We start from the raw sequence: 18,791 nt of genomic DNA on the forward strand, positions 1-18,791 counted from the left end.
TCCGTCGCACGGCGGACGTCCAAAAAGTACAAGGGTCGGGGTTTATGAAAGCGTCTTGGAAGCAGGGCCTGGCGGGCAGCGCCGCAGGTCTGGCGCTGCTGTTTGCAGCAAATGGCGGTATGGCGCAGGACCGGACGTTCGACGTCCCGGCCCAGCCGATCAGCCAGGCCATCACGGAGCTGGCGCGTCAGGCTGGCGTGCAGATTTCGGCGCCGACGGCGCATCTGGCGGGCGTTCGCACCCGCGCCGTCACCGGCGTCATGGACGTCGAGGCGGCGGTGAACCTGCTGATCCAGGGCACGGATCTCGAGATCGTCAGCCATCAGGGATCGACCTTCGTCCTGCGTCAGCGCCCAAAGACGGAGGAGGCCGCCCAGGTCGACGAGGTCGTGGTGGTCGGCAGCCGCATTAAGGGCACGCGCATCAACGAAGCCCTGCCGGTCACGGTCATCGGCGCTCAGGACATCGACGCCATCGGCGCCGTCGACGGCGACGACCTGTATCGCGCGATCTCGCAGGCGGGCGACGTCAACTTCAACGACGCCGACACCGACAACGGCGGCATTAATAGCGCGCGCGGCGACGTGGCCTCGATCGACCTGCGGGCGCTTGGCACGGGCAACACCCTGGCGCTGCTGAACGGCCGCCGCCTGGTGGCCCACCCTGGCACCCAGATTGAAAACTATGTGCCGGTCACGACCGTCAACACCAACTCGATCCCGGTCATGGGCGTCCAGCGCGTCGAGGTCCTGGCTGACGGCGCCGCCGCCCTGTTCGGCACGGATGCGGTCGCGGGGGTGGTCAACACCGTCCTGCGCGGCAACTTTAACGGCTTCACCGTTCAATCGGGCATGGGCCGCGACGAGGGCGGGATGGAGGAGTATTCCTTCAACTTCCAGGCCGGTCGGGACTTCAACGACGGTCGCACCAACATCTCGGTGATGGGCGACTATCTGACCCGCGACGCCCTGTTTATCTGGGAACGCGACTACGCCACCGTCGAGGGCCGCATCAACCGCTTCGGCGACCGGGCTACGGGCCTGGACTACGTGACTTACAGCTCGATCACGGCCTGGGCCGAAGGCTATCGTCTGCAACCGGGCACCTACGCGCCGGGCAAGGCGACGACCACCGTTGGCGGGAAGCCGCTGACCGCCAGCGCTGGTTCCTTCCACATCCAGCCGGGCACCAACCCCGGCTGCGTGGCGGCGGGTTTCGTGGCTGGCACCTGCTTCGACAATTCGGTGCTGTCCTTGACGACGGCGACGAACAACGAAGATCAGAACCTGCGCTACGACCTCGACACGATGCGGACCATCAGCTCTGCGGTCGATCGCGCCAATCTGTTCACCTTCATCAACCATGAGTTCGACAACGGCATCGAGGCCTTTGGCGAGATCGGCTACTATCAGGCCAGCACCTGGTCGCAACGTCAGCAGGACACGCCGCTGGACTTCCAGCGTGTTCTGATGTCGCCTACGGCCTACTGGAACCCGTTGGGCGCCCTGGGTGTGACCGCGCGTCTTCCGGGCATCGGGGTCTCGGGCGCAGGCGCTGTTCCGCTGGAAGGCGCGCCGGTCGAGATCAAGGATTATCGTTTCGCCGACCTCGGCTATCGTGCCGTCGACGTTGAAAACGTCACGACCCGCTTCGTCGGCGGCCTGCGCGGTCAGTTCCGCGGCTTCGACTGGGAAAGCGCGCTGCTCTACTCCAAGGCGCGCACCGTGGACGAGATGGACGGCGTCAGCATGACCGGCCTGCAGGCGGCCATCAACAAGACGACTCCAGACGCCTACAACCCCTTCGTCGGCGGGGACCTGAACAATCCGCGCAACGCCGTTTTCGGCGTCAACAATCAGGACACCATCGACAGCTTCATGGTTCGGGTCGGCCGCACGGCGGAAACCGAGCTGATGCAGTGGGACTTCCACGTCTCGCGTCCCGACATCTACACGCTTCCGGCTGGCGACGTCGGCCTGGCGGCCGGCATTGAGGCGCGTCGTGAAAGCTTCGCCGAGGACCGCGACGACCGCCTGGACGGCACGATCACCTTCACTGATTTGGCCGGATCCACCAGCCAGTCGGACATCATGGGTGTGACCTACACCCCCGACAGCTCGGGCGCGCGCAACGTCTATTCGGCCTTCGCTGAACTGGCGATCCCGGTCGTTTCGCCCGAGATGAACATCCCCTTCGTCAAGTCGATCGACATGCAGGTGGCCGGCCGTCTGGAGGACTACTCCCTGTTCGGTCTGGTCGGGGCGCCCAAGGTGGCGGTCGCCTATCGCCCGAATGACTGGCTGATGTTCCGCACCGCCTGGTCCAAGGGCTTCCGCGCGCCGAACCTGACGCAACTGCACCAGCCGGACTTCCAGCGCTCGAACTCGCGCCGCGACTACGCCGCCTGCGCCGTTCAGGTGGCGATCGGCGCCATTCCGAACATGACGACGAACAATGACTACTGCGCGTCGGAATCGCGGATCGAGAACCGCGCCGGCAATCCGGACCTGAAGCCCGAGCGTTCGGAAAACCTCAGCGCCGGCCTGGTGTTCGAGCCCAAGCTCTGGTCCGCCGACTATGGCGTGCTGACCTTCGCGGTGGACTACTGGAAAATCAACCAGACCGATCTGGTCGGCATCTTCGGCGCGACCAACCAGCTGATCATGGACTACTATCTGCGTCAGATCGGCAGCTTCAACGAGAACGTGGTGCGCGCCGATCCGGACGCCCAGCAGATCGCTGATGGTCAGGCCGCGGGCCTGGCCCCGGTCGGCACCATCCTGTCGATCAAGGACGACTATCTGAACCTGCAGCCGCGCGAATCTGAAGGCGTGGACTACCGGATGCACTACAGCCTGCGCGACACGCCGGTCGGCTCCTTCACCTGGAGCGTCAACGTCAGTCAGTGGCTGAAGCTGTATCAGGACGCCAACGAGAACCACCAGATGCTGCTGGACGGCCTCAAGGATGGCGTCATCTCGGGCGTCACTGTCTCGGGCGTCGAGGAACTGGTCCGTCGCAACGGTCGTCCCCAGTGGAAGGCCTCATCCAGCCTTACCTGGGATAACGGTCCGTGGAGCACGGGCTTCTATTCCAGCTACGTCAGCGATTACTACGACACCTCGGCCAACCTGGTCGGCAGCGGCGACTACTGGGTCGTCGAGGATTGGCTGACCCATAACCTCTACGTCCAGTATGAGTTCGAGGGCGGTCGCATGGACGGCACGCGTCTTCGCGTCGGCGCCCGCAATATAACGAACGAAGATCCGCCGCTGGCCAACGAACGTTACGGCTACGACGGCAGCGTCCACTCGAACCGTGGTCGCTGGTGGTATGCGACCATCCGGAAGGAATTCTGATCTAGTCGCGAAGGCCGATTGGCTTTAGCTAAGACCTGAACGAGGCGGGGCAGCGGACATTTTGAACGTCTGCTGCCCCGCTTTTGTATGGACGGACAAGGCTCGTACGGTCGGGGGGAAGTGTTCCGACGGGGTGAGCCGAGTGCAGTTGGAACATTGAAAATGAACCGAATATTCGCCTACCTCATCATCGGCGCCATGATCCTCGGCGTGCTGGTCGGCTGGGGCGTCAACCAGTACCTGAGCGCGGATCAGGCGGCGGCGGCTGCGACGAATCTGTCTCTGATCACCGACGTCTTCTTGCGTCTGATCAAGATGATCATCGCGCCGCTGGTCTTTACGACCCTGGTCGCGGGCATCGCCCACATGGAAGACGCGGCCTCGGTCGGGCGTATCGGCGTCAAGACCATGACCTGGTTCATCGGCGCCTCGGTGGTGTCGCTGCTGCTGGGTCTGGTGATGGTGCAACTGCTGCAGCCGGGGGCGGGCATGCACCTGCCGCAGGCGGCGCTGGCGACGGCTCCGGCCGCCTCGACCGACGCCTTCTCTCTGCACGGCTTCGTCACCCACCTGGTGCCGACCTCGATCTTCGACGCCATGGCCAAGAACGAGATCCTGCAGATCGTGGTCTTCTCCCTGTTCGTCGGCACGGCGGTCGCCGCCCTCGACGACAAGGCGCCGGCGGTGCTGAACCTGGTCGAACAGGCCGCCAGCATCATGCTGAAGGTCACCGAGTTCGTGATGAAGCTGGCCCCCTTGGCCATCTTCGCCGCCCTGGCCTCGACCATCGCCACCCAAGGGCTGGAGATGCTGGCGGTCTACGCCAAGTTCGTCCTCGGCTTCTACGGTTCGATGGGCATCCTGTGGGGCCTGCTGTTCCTGGCCGCCGCCGTCGTGCTGGGTCGTCGCGTCATCCCCCTGTTCAAGGTGATCCGCACCCCGGCCCTGCTGGCCTTCTCGACCGCCAGCTCGGAAGCCGCCTATCCGCGCATCCTGGACGCGCTGCCGACGGTGGGCGTGCGTCGCCGCATCGTCAGCTTCGTCCTGCCGCTGGGTTACTCGTTCAACCTCGACGGTTCGATGCTCTACTGCACCTTCGCCACCATGTTCATCATGCAGGCGCATGGCGTGCACCTCAGCGTCTCGCAGCAGGTCTTCATGCTGCTGCTGCTGATGGTGACGTCCAAGGGCATCGCCGGCATCCCGCGGGCCTCGCTGGTGGTCATCATGGCGACCCTGACCTACTTCGGTCTGCCGGAAGCCTGGATCGCCATCGTGCTTGGCGTCGACCACCTGCTCGACATGGGCCGTTCGGCCACCAACGTGGTCGGCAACTCCGTCGCCGCCGCCGTGGTCGCCAAGTGGGAAGGCGAACTCGATGACATCCCGGAAGAGGGAGCGGAGGGGCCCAAGCCCGTCGCCGCCTAAGCCTTCCAGGCGCTGAAAATGAAACGGCCGCCCCAGCGATGGGGCGGCCGTTTTGCTATGCGGCACTGGTCAGGCTGGCGGCGACCCGAAGGCCGCCGCCGTGCCAGTGTTACTCCTCGGCGCTGACCGCGGGCCCGTACAGGAGGGCGTTGAACAGCAGGCGCACCGACGACCGGGCCTGGGCGCGGTTGACCACGTCGGGGCCGAGCACGATCACCCGGCCTTCGCCGTGCGGCAGGTCCAGAACGGCGTCCGAACCCGACAGCTTCTGCGGACCGATGGCCCAGCCGCTGGCGACCGCGACCTGTTCCGGGTAGCGGACGATGGAGCCGGTTTCTGCGGTGTGGCGGAAGCCCGAGTTGCGGTTGAAGAAGACGTTCATCTGGGCCGGGGCGCCGAAGGCCAGCGGCTGACGATTGTCGACCTCGGTCTTCAGGACGGCGCCGGGGATGAAGAAGTCGGTCGAGGCCGGGGCCTTGCCGTCCGCGCCAAGCAGCACGTCCTGAACCGGTGCGCCCATGGCCGTGGCCAGGCGGTGCGACGAGCCGATGGTGACGACGCTGCCGCCGCCGCGCACGAAGGCGTCGAGCTGCGGCACGGTCTTTTCAGCCGTGATGTGGCCCAGCCAGCCGCGGTACTCGGCGGGGATGGCTTCGGCTTCGGGCTGGTCGCGCTGCGCGGCCGCCGAGAGGTCCGTCGGGATCATGTCCGAGGCGAAGACCAGGACGTCGAAGTCCTTGGCCAGATCGCCCGCGTCCAGACGCTGCGGATAGACGACCTCGAACGGATACTCGAACTGCTCCAGCATGAAGCGGGTCCAGCCAGAGGCCATCGAGCCGCCGTAGCGGTCGACCAGACCGACGCGCACCGGCTTCAGTACGATCTTGTCGCCGCTCGGAGCACGCGCGGCGGCGTGGGCGTTCAGGCCCAGATCGCGCACGGCGGCCTCGACGATCGGACGAGCCGCATCACTGGCCGGGATCCACAGGGCGCCGGGGGCCAGGGTCTGGCGGCCCGCGCGGGTCTCGCCTTCCTGCCAGAAGACCGGCACGCCTGCCTTCAGCAGACGGTTGGTCAGGATGTAGCCGTTGACCGGCGCGTGATCGATCAGCCAGCCGGCGCGGCCCGAACCGTCGATCCTGCCGGGCGGCGGGGCCATGACGTCGGCGACACGCTCGGTCGGGGCCTCGAAGCCGTCGAGGATGCGGTCGAACTTCACGCCCATCTGCAGCGCCAGGGTATAGCCGGTGGCGTCATAGGGCAGGGCGGGCGGGCCGCCCGGATACTGCAGGTCGTGGGGGTGGTCCTGCGGCTCGAACATGTCCAGCACGTGCGGGCGATAGGCCTGGGCCGTCTTCACCACATAGGAACCGGCCGGATAGGTCGTGCCGCCGATGGTGAAGGCGCGTGTGGCGCGGTCCACGTCAACGCCCGTCTTGATCAGGCTGTTGAGGAAGGCCACCGCGTTGGGCAGGTCGGCCTGATCCGCCGGGATGACATAGCCGCGCGGATCGCGACGGGCGGGATCTCGCAGCACCTTTTCATAGAGGGCCGGATCGACGCCGCGACGGCCGGCGACGGCGCCCTGTTCCTGAGCGGCCTCGACCAGAGCCTCGACCCCGGTCGGCGTGATGCGCCAGGTGTCGGTGTTGCCCTTGTCGATGGCGTTCTGGCCCATGCGCCAGATGTTGAACAGCAGCCGGTCCTTGTTGCGCGAGGCGTAGTTCAGGACGGCGCGGTTGATCGACTGCGAGTATTCGATCGACTGGGCGAAATGCCAGGTCTGGGGCGCGACCGGCATGGGCAGGTCGTTGCGGGCCAGCTGGTTCTGCGGGATCAGGCTGATCTGGCTCGGGGTCGGGTGGCCGGTGATCTCGGTTAGCAAGCCGACCGCATTGTGGAAGTAGGTGATGGAGCGTTCCATCCCGTTGTTCCAGGTCGAGTAGCTGGCGCCGCTGCGCATGGTCGAGCCGGGCTTGCCCTCTTCGATCAGGCGGCTGTGCATGGCCGCGCCGACTTCCGACAACGTGCCCATGACCAGGGGGTCGTAGTTGTAGTTAAACGGGTCGCGGAACGGCGGCATGAAGACCACAGTCCCGGCCGGCGCCGTCTGGTGGTGGTTGTAGATGATCTGCGGGAACCACTCGCGGAAGAACTGGCGGTTGACGTTGGTCGTCTCGGCCATGGCCGACAGGTAGTAGTCGCGGTTGTTATCGTGGCCGACGTACTTCTGGTACAGCACCGGGATCGAGGCGAACTCGCGCTTCAGCGGGTCCTCGTTGCGCATGTACCAGTTGGAGACCAGCTCCATCCCGTCCGGGTTCAGCGGCGCGAACAGGATGATGGTGTCGTTCAGAACGCGCAGAGCCTCGGGGTCTTCCGCCGTCAGCCATTCGTGCACGGCGGCGATCAGGGCCTGGGGCGGGACGGTCTCGGTCGAGTGCAGGCCGCCGTCGATCCAGACCACGGCCTTGCCTTCGGCGGACATGGCGCGGGCCTGCTCCTCGGTCACGCCCTCGGCCTTGGCCAGACGACGCGCGATCTCCTGATAGCGGTCCAGATGGGCCAGATTTTCGGGCGTCGAGACGATGGCGATATATTGCGTGCGTCCTTCCGAGGACTTGCCGATCTCGACCAGCTTCATCCGGTCTGACTGGCTGGCCAGGGTCTTCAGATAGGCTTCCCACTGGGTGTAGTTGACCAGGTGATAGTCTGCCCCGACCTCATGGCCGAACGCTTCCTGCGGCGAGGTGATGCGTGAGGCCGTCGCGGTCGTCGAGACCGCCGCTGGCTGTTCCGCCAGCGCCGCCTCATAGGCCAGGGCGCTGGTGCTGGTCAGGGCGAAGGCGGCGAAACCGACGGTCCAGGCCAGGGTCCGCAGAGGGCGGCGGCGCAAGCTTCTGTGCTGGGGCGTGGCGGGTGAGGACGGTCTGATCATTGCGTTCCTGTCAAAGCTACTGCGAGGCGCTCGATACATGACGTTGCGGCGGCGCCGATTCCTCCACGATGCCGTCACGCTTGGAGATGTCCATGGCTGGACGTCATTCAGTGTTCGCTTTGAAGTTGCGCCCTGTCGAGTTCGGGGACGGGTCTAGGCCGAGGAGGGCGGGCGGATGGCGCCCGTGATGGCGGCAAAGAGCTTTTCGATCTCGATGGGTTTGGCGACCAGGCCGTCCATGCCCGCTTGCCGGTACTCCGCTAGCTGATGGTCCATGGCGTTGGCGGTAAGGGCCAGGATCGGTGTCCGGGCCTGGCCGCTGTCCAGCTCGCGTCGGCGGATGATGGAGGTGGCGGTCGGTCCGTCCATTTCGGGCATCTGCACGTCCATAAGGATCAGGTCCCAGGGCTTTTCTTCCCAGGCCGCGACGGCGGCCCTGCCGTCCGGGACGATGACCGGAGCGATGCCGACCTGTCGCAGCAGGGTGTCGATGACGAGTTGGTTGGCGCGGTTGTCTTCGGCGACCAGCAAGCGGACCTGGGGGCGGTGATCGGCCGACGGGTGAGGCCCCAGAACATCGGGCAGGGCCGGGACGTGACCGATATGTTCCAGCGGCAGGCGCACCGTGAAGGTCGCGCCTTTGTGGACGGTGCTGACGGCGGATATGTCCCCGCCCATCAGTCGCACAAGGTCCCGACAGATGGCCAATCCCAGACCTGTGCCGCCGAACCGCCGCGTCGTCGACAGGTCGCCCTGTTCGAATTTCTCGAACAGCCGCGTCAAAGCGCCGGGCGAAATGCCCATCCCGGTGTCCCGGACGGCGATGACCAGCAGGCCGCCCTGGCGATCGACATCGACCTCGACCAAGCCCTTTTCGGTGAATTTGACGGCGTTCGAGATCAGGTTGTTCAGCACCTGGCGCAGGCGCAGCGGGTCGCCCAGATAGGCGCCCTCGGCGCGGCGGGCCACGTGCAGATCGAACTGCAGTCCCTTCTGGGCGGCGAGGGCCGAAAAGGTGTTGTGCGTCCCGGCGATCAACTCGCCGAGGTCGAACTCCAGCGTTTCCATCTCCAGCTTGCCGGCCTCGATCTTGGACAGGTCGAGCATGTCGTTGAGGATGCCCAGCAGGCTTTCGCCGGACTGGCGAATGACCTCCAGCCGTTCGGCCTGTTTCGGGGGCAGGGTGTCGCGAGCCATGGCCTGGGCCATGCCGAGGACGCCGTTCAACGGTGTGCGCACCTCATGGCTCATGGCGGCCAGGAAAGCTGACTTGGCCGCGTTGGCGGCGGTGGCCTCGCTGACCGCCTGGTTCAGCTCGGCCTCGGCCTGAAGGCTTTCCGAGATATCGCGGATGATGGCGGTGTAGACCATGCCGGTGCGCGTCGTCAGCTTTGACAGGCCGACTTCGATCGGCGCCAGGCGGCCGTCCTTGGTCAGGCCGGTGACGTCCTGGCGATTGCTCATTCGGCGGCTGAGGATGGCCCCGGCGGCGAAGCCTTGAACCCGCTGCTGGTGGGCTGCGCGACGGTCCGGCGGGATGAGCAGCTCTATATGCCGTCCCAGGACCTCGGGCGCCGAATAGCCGAAGATGACCTCGGCGCCCTTGCTGAACAGCAGGATCCGCAGGTCCTGATCGGCGACGATGATGCCCTCGGACGAGATGTTGAGGATGCTGTTGAGTATGTCTTCCAGGGTTTCCGGCAGACCCGCCTGAACCGCCAGCGTCTTCTTCAGGGCGCTTCTGGCGTCACGCCAGCGCGAACGAGGGTCATGAGGGCCGGCCTGTCCGCCGCGATTGGCGCTCTTCATAAATGGGGGCTCCCCGGCAGGTCTCTCTTTCACGCGCCTGACCATAAGGGAAATTGCAAAACTTAGAGCGACGTTCTCCGTATTTTGTGAAATTTAATTCAGCAAATACATTGTGTTGCGCCGCAGGTGGCGCGCCTCTGGCTGCCTGGGCGTTTTAGTGCGCCTGAGGGGCATCATGGTAGCCGGGCGCCATGCGGGCGCGGCCGCAGGTGCTGTCCAGACAGGTCGAGGCGAGGGTGCAGGCGCCGGGGTTCCCGCGCGTTTGCCGCGGCGGGGTCTGCTGCAGGTCGCGCGCAACCCCCAACAGGTCCGAGGCTGCGCCCGGCGTCAGGTCCGCGACGTTGAAGCCGCCCTGCAAGGTCTTGCCCCCCTCCATACGTGCGAAATCCTCGGGGAACACGCCGCAGCAGAAGCTGAATCCGCTGAACTGGCGCTGGGACGTGGGGCGATCCTCAATCAGGCGCAGGTCGCGATGCTGCGGGTAGCAACTGATAGCGTGGTAGGCCTGATGTACCGCGTCCCTGTCGCCTTCGAGCGCTTGCAGCATCCGACCTTCGTTGACGTAGATGATGCCGGTGAGGCCGAGACTGGCGTGCAGGATTCCGGCTTCGGCGTTGATGTAGGCCAGGGTTGGCCGCAGGCTTTCCGCGCCGCTATGGGCGATGCGGCTCTGATAGACGAGGCGGTGCAGGCGTAGCGGGGGCGCCGTGTCGGGCGGGCGAGCCGAGGCCTCGGTCAGGCGCGCTTCGGAGAAGCGGCGCAGCACCCCGATGTTGCCCGCGTCGTCGCCGTCGAATTGCACGCCAAGGCCTTCGAAGGCGTCCTGAATCGCACGCAGGGTGCGAGCATTGGCGTTCACCGGCCCGCGAATGCGCTCCAGTCGCTTGATGGTCTCCAGGCTGAGCCCGGAAAGTCGTGCCAGTTCGCTTTGCTCGGTTCGTGAAAGCGCGCGAGCGGCCCGAATTTGCTCGCCGGTCAGCATCAGGATGTTGAATGTCATTTTGTATTTGAAGCAATGGGATTGCACTTGGGGGGTAACACAATATTCCTGCGGCAAAGAAATTTGCATTTCTTATGTTGTTACTGCCTTTAGTGTAAGTTTTCCTGCGCTTCCCTTCCTTGATGTATCTCATTTCGTTACGAATTTCATCGTAACTTTCGATCTTCTATTCATCTTGACGGGCTTCGTATTTGGCCCTGCATTTGAACTGATTGTCCGGCGCGGTTGCAGTGACGCTGTTGGGGGAGGAAGGCAATGGTGAACGCCTCACAGGCGATCAAAGTGATGATCGTCGACGATTCCGCCGTCGTGCGCGGCGTCGTCCGGCGCCTTCTGGAGGTGGAGCCCCAGGTCGAAGTGACGGCGGCGGCGTCGAACGGCGAGCTGGCGCTGAAGGAGCTGAGTCAGCAGGCGGTGGACGTGGTCCTGATGGACATCGAGATGCCGGTCATGGACGGTTTGACGGCGTTAAAGCGGATCGTCGTCGAGCATCCCTCGGTCAAGGTGGTCATGGTGTCGACCCTGACGCGCCGCAACGCCGAGATCAGTCTGGAAGCCCTGAAGATCGGCGCCGCCGACTATGTGACCAAGCCCGAGGCCGGGATCGCCACGGCGGCTGAATTCGGCCGGGATCTGATCGCCCGGATCAACGCCTTGGGGCTGACGAACCGGTCGGCTCGAGTCGATGTCGCGCCGCCGGTCAGATGGGCGCCGCGTCCGGCGATGACGCGCCGCCGCGTGGTGCGGGCGCTGGGCATTGGCGCCTCGACCGGCGGCCCGCCGGCCCTGCTGAAGCTGTTCCGCGACCTGCAGGGGGCGGCGATGCGCCAGTCCATCCTGCTGACCCAGCACATGCCCGCGACCTTCACCGCCCTGCTGGCCGAACAGATCGAGCGAGCGGCGGGGCGGCCCTGCGCCGAGGGCAAGGACGGCGAGCCGGTCGTGCCGGGGCGTATCTATGTGGCGCCGGGGGGCTGGCACATGACGGTCGAGAACGGCCCGACCTCGCCGATCATCCGGCTGGATCAGGGCGCGCCCGAGCACTTCTGTCGGCCCGCGGTGGACCCCATGCTGCGCAGTATGGCCGCCGTCTACGGCGACGGGGCGGTGGCGGCGATCCTGACTGGCATGGGCGCCGATGGGGCGCTGGGCTGCGAGGCTGTGGCGCGCGCCGGGGGACGGTTCATCGCTCAGGATCAGGCGACCAGCGCGGTCTGGGGCATGCCGGGCGCGGCGGCGGCGACGGGTCTGGCCGAGGCGGTCCTGCCGCTGGACGACATCGGGCCTTGGCTGCGGCGCGCGACGGAGAACGCCGCGTGACCGGGCCGGATTTCGAGCATTTCTGCCGTCTGGTGAAGGACCGTTCGGGCCTCGTCCTCGCGCCGCACAAGGCCTATCTGGTCGAGAGCCGGCTAGGGCCGGTGGCCAGGGCCGAGGGGCTGCCGAGCGTGCCGCAGCTGCTGGAGCGTCTGCGCGCGGTCGGGCCGTCGGCCGAGCCCTTGGTGGTGCGCTGCGTCGAGGCCATGGCAACGCATGAGTCCTTCTTCTTCCGCGACGGCACGCCGTTCAACCTGCTGGCCGGGAGGGTCCTGCCGCAACTGGTCGAGGCGCGAGCAGCGACGCGCACGCTGAGGATCTGGTGCGCCGCCTGTTCCAGCGGGCAGGAGCCATACTCCATCGCCATCCTGCTGAAGGAGATGGGCGCGCGCCTGACGGGCTGGCGGCTGGAGATCGTGGCCACCGACATGTCGCGGCCGATCCTGCAGAAGGCGGAGGAGGGGCTCTACAGCGACTTCGAGGTTCGGCGCGGCCTGACCGACGCGCGCCGCGACCGCTGGTTCGTGCGCGACGGTCACGGCTGGCGCGTCAGCCCGGAACTGCGCGCTCTGGTCAGCTTCCGGCCGCACAACCTGCTGAGCGACAGTCTGCCGGGGACGTTCGACGTGGTCTTCTGCCGCAACGTCCTGATCTATTTCGACGTGGATCAGAAGCGGGCGGTGCTGCAGCGCATGGCCCGGACCCTGGCCGAGGACGGCGGTCTGTTTCTGGGCAGCGCCGAGACGGTGCTGGGCGTGACCGACGCCTTTGAGCTGACGCCGGGAGCGGCGGGCCTGTTCCGGCGCGCCGTCCCCGGTCGGAGCGCCGTCAGCCGCGCATGAAGGCCTCGATCTCGGCGCGCAGGGCGTCGAGTTCGCGCGCCTTTTCCGTCAGGCCCGCCGTCGCCGCCAGCATGTCGGTGGCGGCCTGGGCGTTGTCCGAGGCGGTGGCGGTGACGGCGACGATGTTGGCCGAGACCTCGCGCGTGCCCATGGCGGCTTCCTGCACGTTGCGGGTGATCTCCTGCGTGGCCGCGCCCTGTTCCTCGACCGCGCTGGCGATGGCGGAGGAGGCCTCGCTGGCGCGTTCGATGGTGCGGCGGATGCTCTCGATGGCGCTGACGGCGGCGTGGCTGGCCTTCTGGATCGAGTTGACCTGATCCGCGATCTGCTTGGTCGCGCGCGCCGTCTGATCGGCCAGGTTCTTCACCTCCGAGGCGACGACGGCGAAGCCCTTGCCGGCCTCGCCCGCGCGGGCGGATTCGATGGTGGCGTTCAGGGCCAGCAGCTTGGTCTGGGCCGCGATTTCCTGGATCAGGCCGACGACCTCGCCGACGCGCTCGGCCGAGTCCGCCAGGCCGCGCATGGTCTCGTCGGTGGACAGGGCTTCCTCGACGGCGTGGCGTGAGATGCTGCTGGACTGCTCGACCTGACGGGTGATCTCCTGGATCGAGGCGGACAGCTCCTCGGCGGCGGCGGCGACCGTCTGGACGTTGGAGGAGGCCTCGTCGGAGGCGACGGCCACGGCTGAGGCCTGGCTGTTGGTCTCCTCGGCGCTGGCGGCCATGCCCTGGGCCATGCTGCTGAGGGCGGCGGCGGCCCCGGCGACGTCCCGGCTGAAGTCGTTGACGCGGTCGATGAAGCGCGTCTGCTCGGTGACGACGGCCCAGGTCAGCATCAGGCCGGACACCTGCCCTTGAGGCGTGCGCACGGCGGCGATGTTGAGGTCCAGTTTGTGATCGCCAAGTTGGATCAAGGCGCGGTGCGGCAGACGGCTGTGATCGGCCAGCATCCGGCGCTGGTGCTCGGGGTGCTTGTGGAAGATGTCGATGGACTGGCCCAGCATCTTGTCGACCGGCACGGCCAGCAGGTGCTGCAGCGGGCGCAGGGTCTCGATGGAGCGGCGGTTCACATAGGTCAGGCGCAGCTCATCCGGCTCGCACATCATGACGTTCAGCGGCATGTCGTCCAGCATCTGCAGCAGGCGCTGGTTGTCGCGCTCCGCCCTGACCTTCTCGGTCTGCAGCGACCAGGTCGTCATGGCGGCGACATAGCGGCCCTGATCGTCCAGCACGGCGCTGACCAGCAGGTCCAGATGCTCGCCGCCGATCTCGATGCTGGCGCGATGCGGCAGGTTGCGCGGATCAGCCAGCATCCGGCGCTGATGGGCGGGCGTCTTGTGGAAGACGTCGATCGAGGCGCCGACCAGATCGTCCGCCCGGATCGGCAGGACGTGTTCGATCGACCGCAGCGTCGTCAGCGTGGCCTTGTTGGCGTAGGTGATCTGGAAGTCGATCAGGTCGCAGATCATGATGTTGACCGGGGCGTCGTCCAGCAGTTGCTGGAAGTCAGGCGTCCATTCGACCGGCTGAACGCTCTGGTCGAGGGCGCGGGCGCTGCGCGCCGTGGCTGCGCTGGTCATGATCGATCTCCGTGAAGGGCCTGGTCCGCCGTGCGGCGGGGTGAATCGGGGGTGTCGCCGACAGGCGGCGCCAGGGTCAGGACCGCCTCGGTCCGCAGCACCAGCATGAGGTCGGCCTCCAGCCGGTAGAGGCCGTCGCACAGGTCGCGCCAGGCGGGCGACAGGGTCGGCGGCGTCGGCTCGTGCGCCGAGGGCGGCAGCCAAAGGACATCGCCGACATCATCGACCATCAGGGCGTACAGCTCGCCCGAGGCCTGTTCGACGATGACCGAGACGCCCCCGTCGGGATCGTCGGTCCGCGGCGGCAGGCCCAGCCGACGGCGCATGTCGATGGCGGTGACGATCCGGCCGCGCAGGTTCAGCGAACCGGCGATCTCGGGCGGGGCCAGGGGCACGCGGTTGATCGCCGTCCGGGTGATGACGTCCTGCACCTCCAGCACCGGCACGCCGAAGGTTTGATCGCCGATCTGAATGGAGACGAGGCCGGCCTCCGTCGTCGGATTCAGCGCGTTCATGCCGCCGTGCTTTCGGGCGTCAGGGCGTTGGACACCGCGTCGAGCAGCAGGCCGGCGTCCAGGGCCGGACCGCCGCCGTTCAGCAGGCTGAGGCTCAGCAGCGGAGTGGCGTGCCACTGATCGGCGCGGGCCAGGATGCGGGCGAACTCGCGCGCACGGCTGGGCTGCAGGTCGGCCAGGATCAGGTCGTAGGCCTCGTCGGCGTCGTGCCGGGCCAAGGCCCCCTCGGCGTCGGGTGTGACGGTCACGTCATAGCCGGCCTGCGCCAGCAGGGGGCGCAGCAGAAGCTGGGAAAAGGCGCTGGGGTCGATCACCAGCAGGCGCTTCAGGCCGGCGGGCAGGTCCAGACCGGGGGCGGGGCCGGCGGAGGTGGGCTTGGCCGCAAAGGCCCGTCGCCAATAGGCGTCGACGTCGATCAGGTCCGCGGCCTGGTCCAGGACGATCAGGCCGCCCAGCGTCAGCCCGCCCGCGCCGCTGATGTCTGGGCGCGCGGCGGTTTCGACGATGTCGACGATCTCCTCGATCAGCAGGCCCAGGGCCTGTTCCTCGCGCGCCAGCACCAACAGGGGGCGACGGCCCGGCCCGAACCACTCGGGCGATCCGCCGTCGGCGCCCAGGACCGGCATCAGGCGCCCGCGATACTGCATGACCGCGCGGCCCTCGACGCGTTCGATCTGGCGGGCCTCGATCTCCTCAATGCGGGAGACGGCGGCCAGAGGGGCCGCGCGCAGGGTCGCGTCGCTGGCGCGGAATAGCAGCAGGGCTTCTTCCTCGGGCGCGGCGGCGGTCTCGTTCTGGGCGGCGTGGCTGCTCGGAGTGGATAGCTGCCCGGCCAACTGGTCGACCCCGGCGGTGCGCGCGGCGCCCTTGGGGTCCAGGATCATGATGACGGCCCCGTCGCCCAGAATGGTCGCCCCGGAATAGAGGTTGAGGTGGCGCAGCACCCCGGCGGTCGGCTTGACCACGATCTCCTCGATGTCGAAGACGCGGTCGACGATGACGCCGAAGGTGCTGGCCCCGAAGTGGGTGACGACGATGCAGGTCTCGTTCGCCGCCTTGCCCTGGCCCTGAGGCGGAGTTTCGTCGTCCAGCTTCAGCAGACGTTGCAGCGACACCAGCGGCAGCAGCCGTTCGCGCAGGCGCAAAACGGGCGCGTTCTCGATCGTCTCGATGTTGCGGCCCGAGGCGCCGCTGGCGCTGACCAGTTCGATGACCGAGGACTGGGGCAGGGCGAACCGCTCGCCGCCCGCCTCGACGATCAGGGCCGAGACGATGGCCAGGGTCAGCGGGATGCGTACGGTGAAGCAGGCGCCGCGCCCCTCGACGGAGTTCAGCTCGATCGTTCCGCCGATCTGTTCGATGTTGGCGCGCACCACGTCCATGCCGACGCCTCGGCCCGAGACGCTGGTTACCTGCGACGCCGTCGAGAAGCCGGCGCGGAAGATCAGTTGCATCGCCTCGGCGTCGCTCATCTGTTCGGCTTCGGCGGGCGACATCAGGTCCAGGGCGACGGCCTTGGCCCGCAGGCGCGACACCGCCAGGCCGCGCCCGTCGTCGGCCACTTCGATGACGATGGCCCCGCCTTCGTGGCGCGCCGACAGGGTGATCCGCCCGGCCTCGGCCTTGCCGGCGGCGCGGCGCTGGTCCGGCGTCTCCAGCCCGTGATCGGCCGCGTTTCGGATCATGTGGGTCAGCGGGTCGCGGATCAGCTCCATGACCTGCCGGTCCAGCTCGGTCTCCTGGCCGGACATGTGCAGTTCGATGCGCTTGCCCAGTTCGTTCTCGAGGTCGCGCACCAGACGCGGCAGCTTGGACCAGGCGCCGCCGATCGGCTGCATCCGCGCAACCATGACCTTTTCCTGGATCTCGCTGGTCACCTGATTGAGGCGATGCAGCGGGGCCTTGAAGGGGCTTTCCGGCTCCAGCCGCAGGGTCTGGATCATCTGGTTGCGGATCAGCACAAGCTCGCTGACCGAGCGCATCAGCTGTTCCAGCACCTCGACATTGATGCGGATGGTGGCGGCGGACTTGCCAGGCGCCTGCGGGGCGTCGTCGGCTGTGGGCGGCGGGGCGAATTGGGGCGCGGGCTGGGGCGTCGCCTCGGACGCGGCGTTTGGATCGCCCAGGATGCGGACGCCCAGTTCCGCCACGTCCTCGGCTGCGGCGCCCAGGGCTTCCAGGGCGACGGCGACCAGGTTGAACAGCGCTTGCGGCATGCCGTCGTCCAGACGGACGTCGGCGATCTCATGCAGCGCCCGGACCAGGGCGCCGGCGTCGCCGTGGCGCGCGACGCCCAGCAGGCCCTGCAGCAGGGCGGCCTGCAACAGGATGGGATCGGCGCCATCAAGGCAGGGCGCGAGCGCGGCCAACTGCATCAGGGCCGGCGTGGCCGCCTCTGCGGCGGCGTCCAGCGTGGCGTCGCCGCCCAAGCGTTCGATCAATGGAAGAGATGCGTCGTCTTGCGCGGGTGTGGTGGCCGGGGCGCCGGGCACGCAGGCGGCTTCCAGCCGGGCGATCAGGGCGGCGTCTTCGCCTGCAGGCTCCTCGCCGGTGGCGTCCAGGGCGTCGATCAGGCCCCGGATCACGTCCACGGCCTCCAGGATGGTGGTGACGGCGGCGGCGCTGACGGTCAGGGAACCGTCGCGGAATCCGCCCAGCACCTCTTCAGCCGCATGGGCGACGCGTTGCAGGCGCACCAAGCCGATGAAGCCACACGCACCCTTGATGGTGTGCATCAGGCGGAAGACGCTGGCCAGGGGCTCGGGGTCGTGCGGATTGCGCTCGAAGCGCACCAGTTCGCTGTCCAGCGCCTCGAGGCCCTCGCGCGTTTCTGCGATGAAGTCGCCCAGAACCTCGTCCACAGCCTCTCCCTGATCTCTGCGGCGGCAGTTCCGACGGAGGGCTGGCGCCAAACGCGTGAACGCGTGGAATGGCGCTGTTATCTATAGATTCGATCCTTATGCTATAAATAAACGCGTTGTGATCCGTAATATTTTTACAAAATATACAATGAGATTGGTTTCTTAAGTGCGCTAACGGCGTAACAAATTGCGGTATTTCGTGATGTATTTATCCCTAGGGGGTATTTATGTGCTCTATTATTCTGTTGTTATTGAAAATTGATCTGCATCAATGTCCAGAATTTATTGACGATATCGCCGTTCATCTGTCCTGGTCACGGAGGGTGATGGAGGGCAATAATGGCTGTCGATAAATCGATGAAGATCCTGGTCGTCGACGACTACAAGACGATGGTGCGGATCGTGAGAGGGCTGCTGAACCAGCTTGGCTTCATGAACGTGGACGAGGCGACGGACGGGCCGACCGCCCTGACGATGATCGGCGCTAACGGCTACGGCCTGGTTCTGTCGGACTGGAACATGGCGCCGATGACGGGGTTTGAACTGCTCAAGGCGGTGCGCGCCGATCCCAAGACCAAGACGCTGCCCTTCGTTCTGGTCACGGCTGAAGCCAAGGTCGAGAACGTCATCGCGGCGCGCCAGGCGGGGGTGAACAGCTATATCATCAAGCCCTTCAACCATGCGGTGTTGAAGCAGAAGCTGACCGCTGTGCTGGGAGAGTTCTGACCATGGCCGAGGCGCAGACGTTCGATGCCGTCGTCGCCGCCATCCGGCAGGATCTGTTGACGGCGACCGAGGCGCTGCTGTCCGCATCAGAAGCCGGGTTGCGCGATATCGACCTGGTTCGGGCGGGCGGCGGCGAGGCTATTCCCCGCGTGGAAGAGGCTTTCCTGAAGGTGTTGCAGGCCTGTGCTGTCGAGGATGTGATCGGCCAAAGGCTGACGCAGCTGGAATCGATCTGGGCTCGGACGGCGGATCCTTCTTCGCGTTCGGCCCCGGTCGGGGGCGGGCTAGAAAATGGACCGGCCCATCCGGGCCAAGGTCTTGATCAGTCCCAGATCGACGCTTGGCTCAATCAGGTCGAGTGAGCTGACTCGTAGCTTGTTTTCGCGGCGGTCAACGGTTGCTCCGGCGCTCGTTTTT

At 66.5% G+C, this 18,791-nt stretch carries 12 protein-coding genes; 6 read left to right on the forward strand and 6 right to left on the reverse strand.

The window, feature by feature from the left end; all coding sequences use genetic code 11:
• Positions 1 to 44: 44 nt before the first annotated feature.
• Together ACIQTU_RS06380 and ACIQTU_RS06385 are read left to right on the forward strand one after the other, a co-directional pair.
• On the forward strand, positions 45 to 3,359 hold the full coding sequence (locus ACIQTU_RS06380) for a TonB-dependent receptor domain-containing protein (protein WP_400544047.1): 3,315 nt from the start codon (positions 45 to 47) through the stop codon (positions 3,357 to 3,359).
• A 162-nt stretch (positions 3,360 to 3,521) separates the two neighbouring features.
• Positions 3,522 to 4,787: a dicarboxylate/amino acid:cation symporter gene (locus tag ACIQTU_RS06385; RefSeq protein ID WP_400544050.1), complete on the forward strand. Its 1,266-nt coding sequence runs from the start codon at positions 3,522 to 3,524 to the stop codon at positions 4,785 to 4,787.
• A gap of 109 nt (positions 4,788 to 4,896) precedes the next feature.
• Here the strand turns inward: ACIQTU_RS06385 and ACIQTU_RS06390 are convergent, their stop codons facing one another.
• The 3 genes from ACIQTU_RS06390 to ACIQTU_RS06400 form a co-directional block, all read right to left on the reverse strand.
• Complete coding sequence (locus ACIQTU_RS06390) at positions 4,897 to 7,683, reverse strand: M14 metallopeptidase family protein (protein WP_400544053.1); 2,787 nt, start codon at positions 7,681 to 7,683, stop codon at positions 4,897 to 4,899.
• A 195-nt stretch (positions 7,684 to 7,878) separates the two neighbouring features.
• Complete coding sequence (locus tag ACIQTU_RS06395) at positions 7,879 to 9,534, reverse strand: ATP-binding protein (protein WP_400544056.1); 1,656 nt, start codon at positions 9,532 to 9,534, stop codon at positions 7,879 to 7,881.
• 154 nt (positions 9,535 to 9,688) lie between these two features.
• Entirely contained in the window at positions 9,689 to 10,603 is a 915-nt protein-coding gene (locus ACIQTU_RS06400; protein WP_400544059.1) for a BLUF domain-containing protein, read from the reverse strand.
• 186 nt (positions 10,604 to 10,789) lie between these two features.
• Between ACIQTU_RS06400 and ACIQTU_RS06405 the strand changes: the two genes are divergently transcribed.
• Both ACIQTU_RS06405 and ACIQTU_RS06410 read left to right on the forward strand, forming a co-directional pair.
• Positions 10,790 to 11,854, forward strand: a complete 1,065-nt coding sequence (locus ACIQTU_RS06405; RefSeq protein WP_400544062.1) for a chemotaxis response regulator protein-glutamate methylesterase — start codon at positions 10,790 to 10,792, stop codon at positions 11,852 to 11,854.
• Positions 11,851 to 12,693, forward strand: coding sequence for a CheR family methyltransferase (locus ACIQTU_RS06410; protein ID WP_400544065.1), 843 nt, complete (start codon positions 11,851 to 11,853; stop codon positions 12,691 to 12,693). Before ACIQTU_RS06405 ends, ACIQTU_RS06410 begins: the two co-directional genes overlap by 4 nt.
• Here the strand turns inward: ACIQTU_RS06410 and ACIQTU_RS06415 are convergent.
• From ACIQTU_RS06415 to ACIQTU_RS06425, 3 genes are read right to left on the reverse strand one after another with little or no spacing between them, the layout of a single operon-like run.
• Positions 12,680 to 14,272 (reverse strand): methyl-accepting chemotaxis protein, encoded by a 1,593-nt coding sequence (locus ACIQTU_RS06415; protein ID WP_400544068.1) that lies wholly within the window; start codon positions 14,270 to 14,272, stop codon positions 12,680 to 12,682. The genes ACIQTU_RS06410 and ACIQTU_RS06415 overlap by 14 nt on opposite strands.
• The gene (locus ACIQTU_RS06420) at positions 14,269 to 14,787 is read right to left on the reverse strand and encodes a chemotaxis protein CheW (RefSeq protein WP_400544071.1); all 519 of its coding nucleotides are present in this window, start codon (positions 14,785 to 14,787) and stop codon (positions 14,269 to 14,271) included. Before ACIQTU_RS06420 ends, ACIQTU_RS06415 begins: the two co-directional genes overlap by 4 nt.
• The gene (locus ACIQTU_RS06425) at positions 14,784 to 17,648 is read right to left on the reverse strand and encodes a chemotaxis protein CheW (RefSeq protein WP_400544073.1); all 2,865 of its coding nucleotides are present in this window, start codon (positions 17,646 to 17,648) and stop codon (positions 14,784 to 14,786) included. The genes ACIQTU_RS06420 and ACIQTU_RS06425 overlap by 4 nt, the downstream gene beginning before the upstream one ends.
• Before the next feature lie 339 nt (positions 17,649 to 17,987).
• On the opposite strand from ACIQTU_RS06425, the gene ACIQTU_RS06430 reads away from it, so the two are divergent.
• Together ACIQTU_RS06430 and ACIQTU_RS06435 are read left to right on the forward strand one after the other, a co-directional pair.
• Positions 17,988 to 18,374, forward strand: coding sequence for a response regulator (locus tag ACIQTU_RS06430; RefSeq protein WP_400544076.1), 387 nt, complete (start codon positions 17,988 to 17,990; stop codon positions 18,372 to 18,374).
• Positions 18,375 to 18,376: 2 nt separating this feature from the next.
• On the forward strand, positions 18,377 to 18,736 hold the full coding sequence (locus ACIQTU_RS06435) for a hypothetical protein (protein WP_400544079.1): 360 nt from the start codon (positions 18,377 to 18,379) through the stop codon (positions 18,734 to 18,736).
• Positions 18,737 to 18,791: the final 55 nt, after the last annotated feature.

Origin of the sequence: Brevundimonas sp. NPDC090276, assembly GCF_044772165.1 — a bacterium.
Taxonomy (GTDB): domain Bacteria; phylum Pseudomonadota; class Alphaproteobacteria; order Caulobacterales; family Caulobacteraceae; genus Brevundimonas.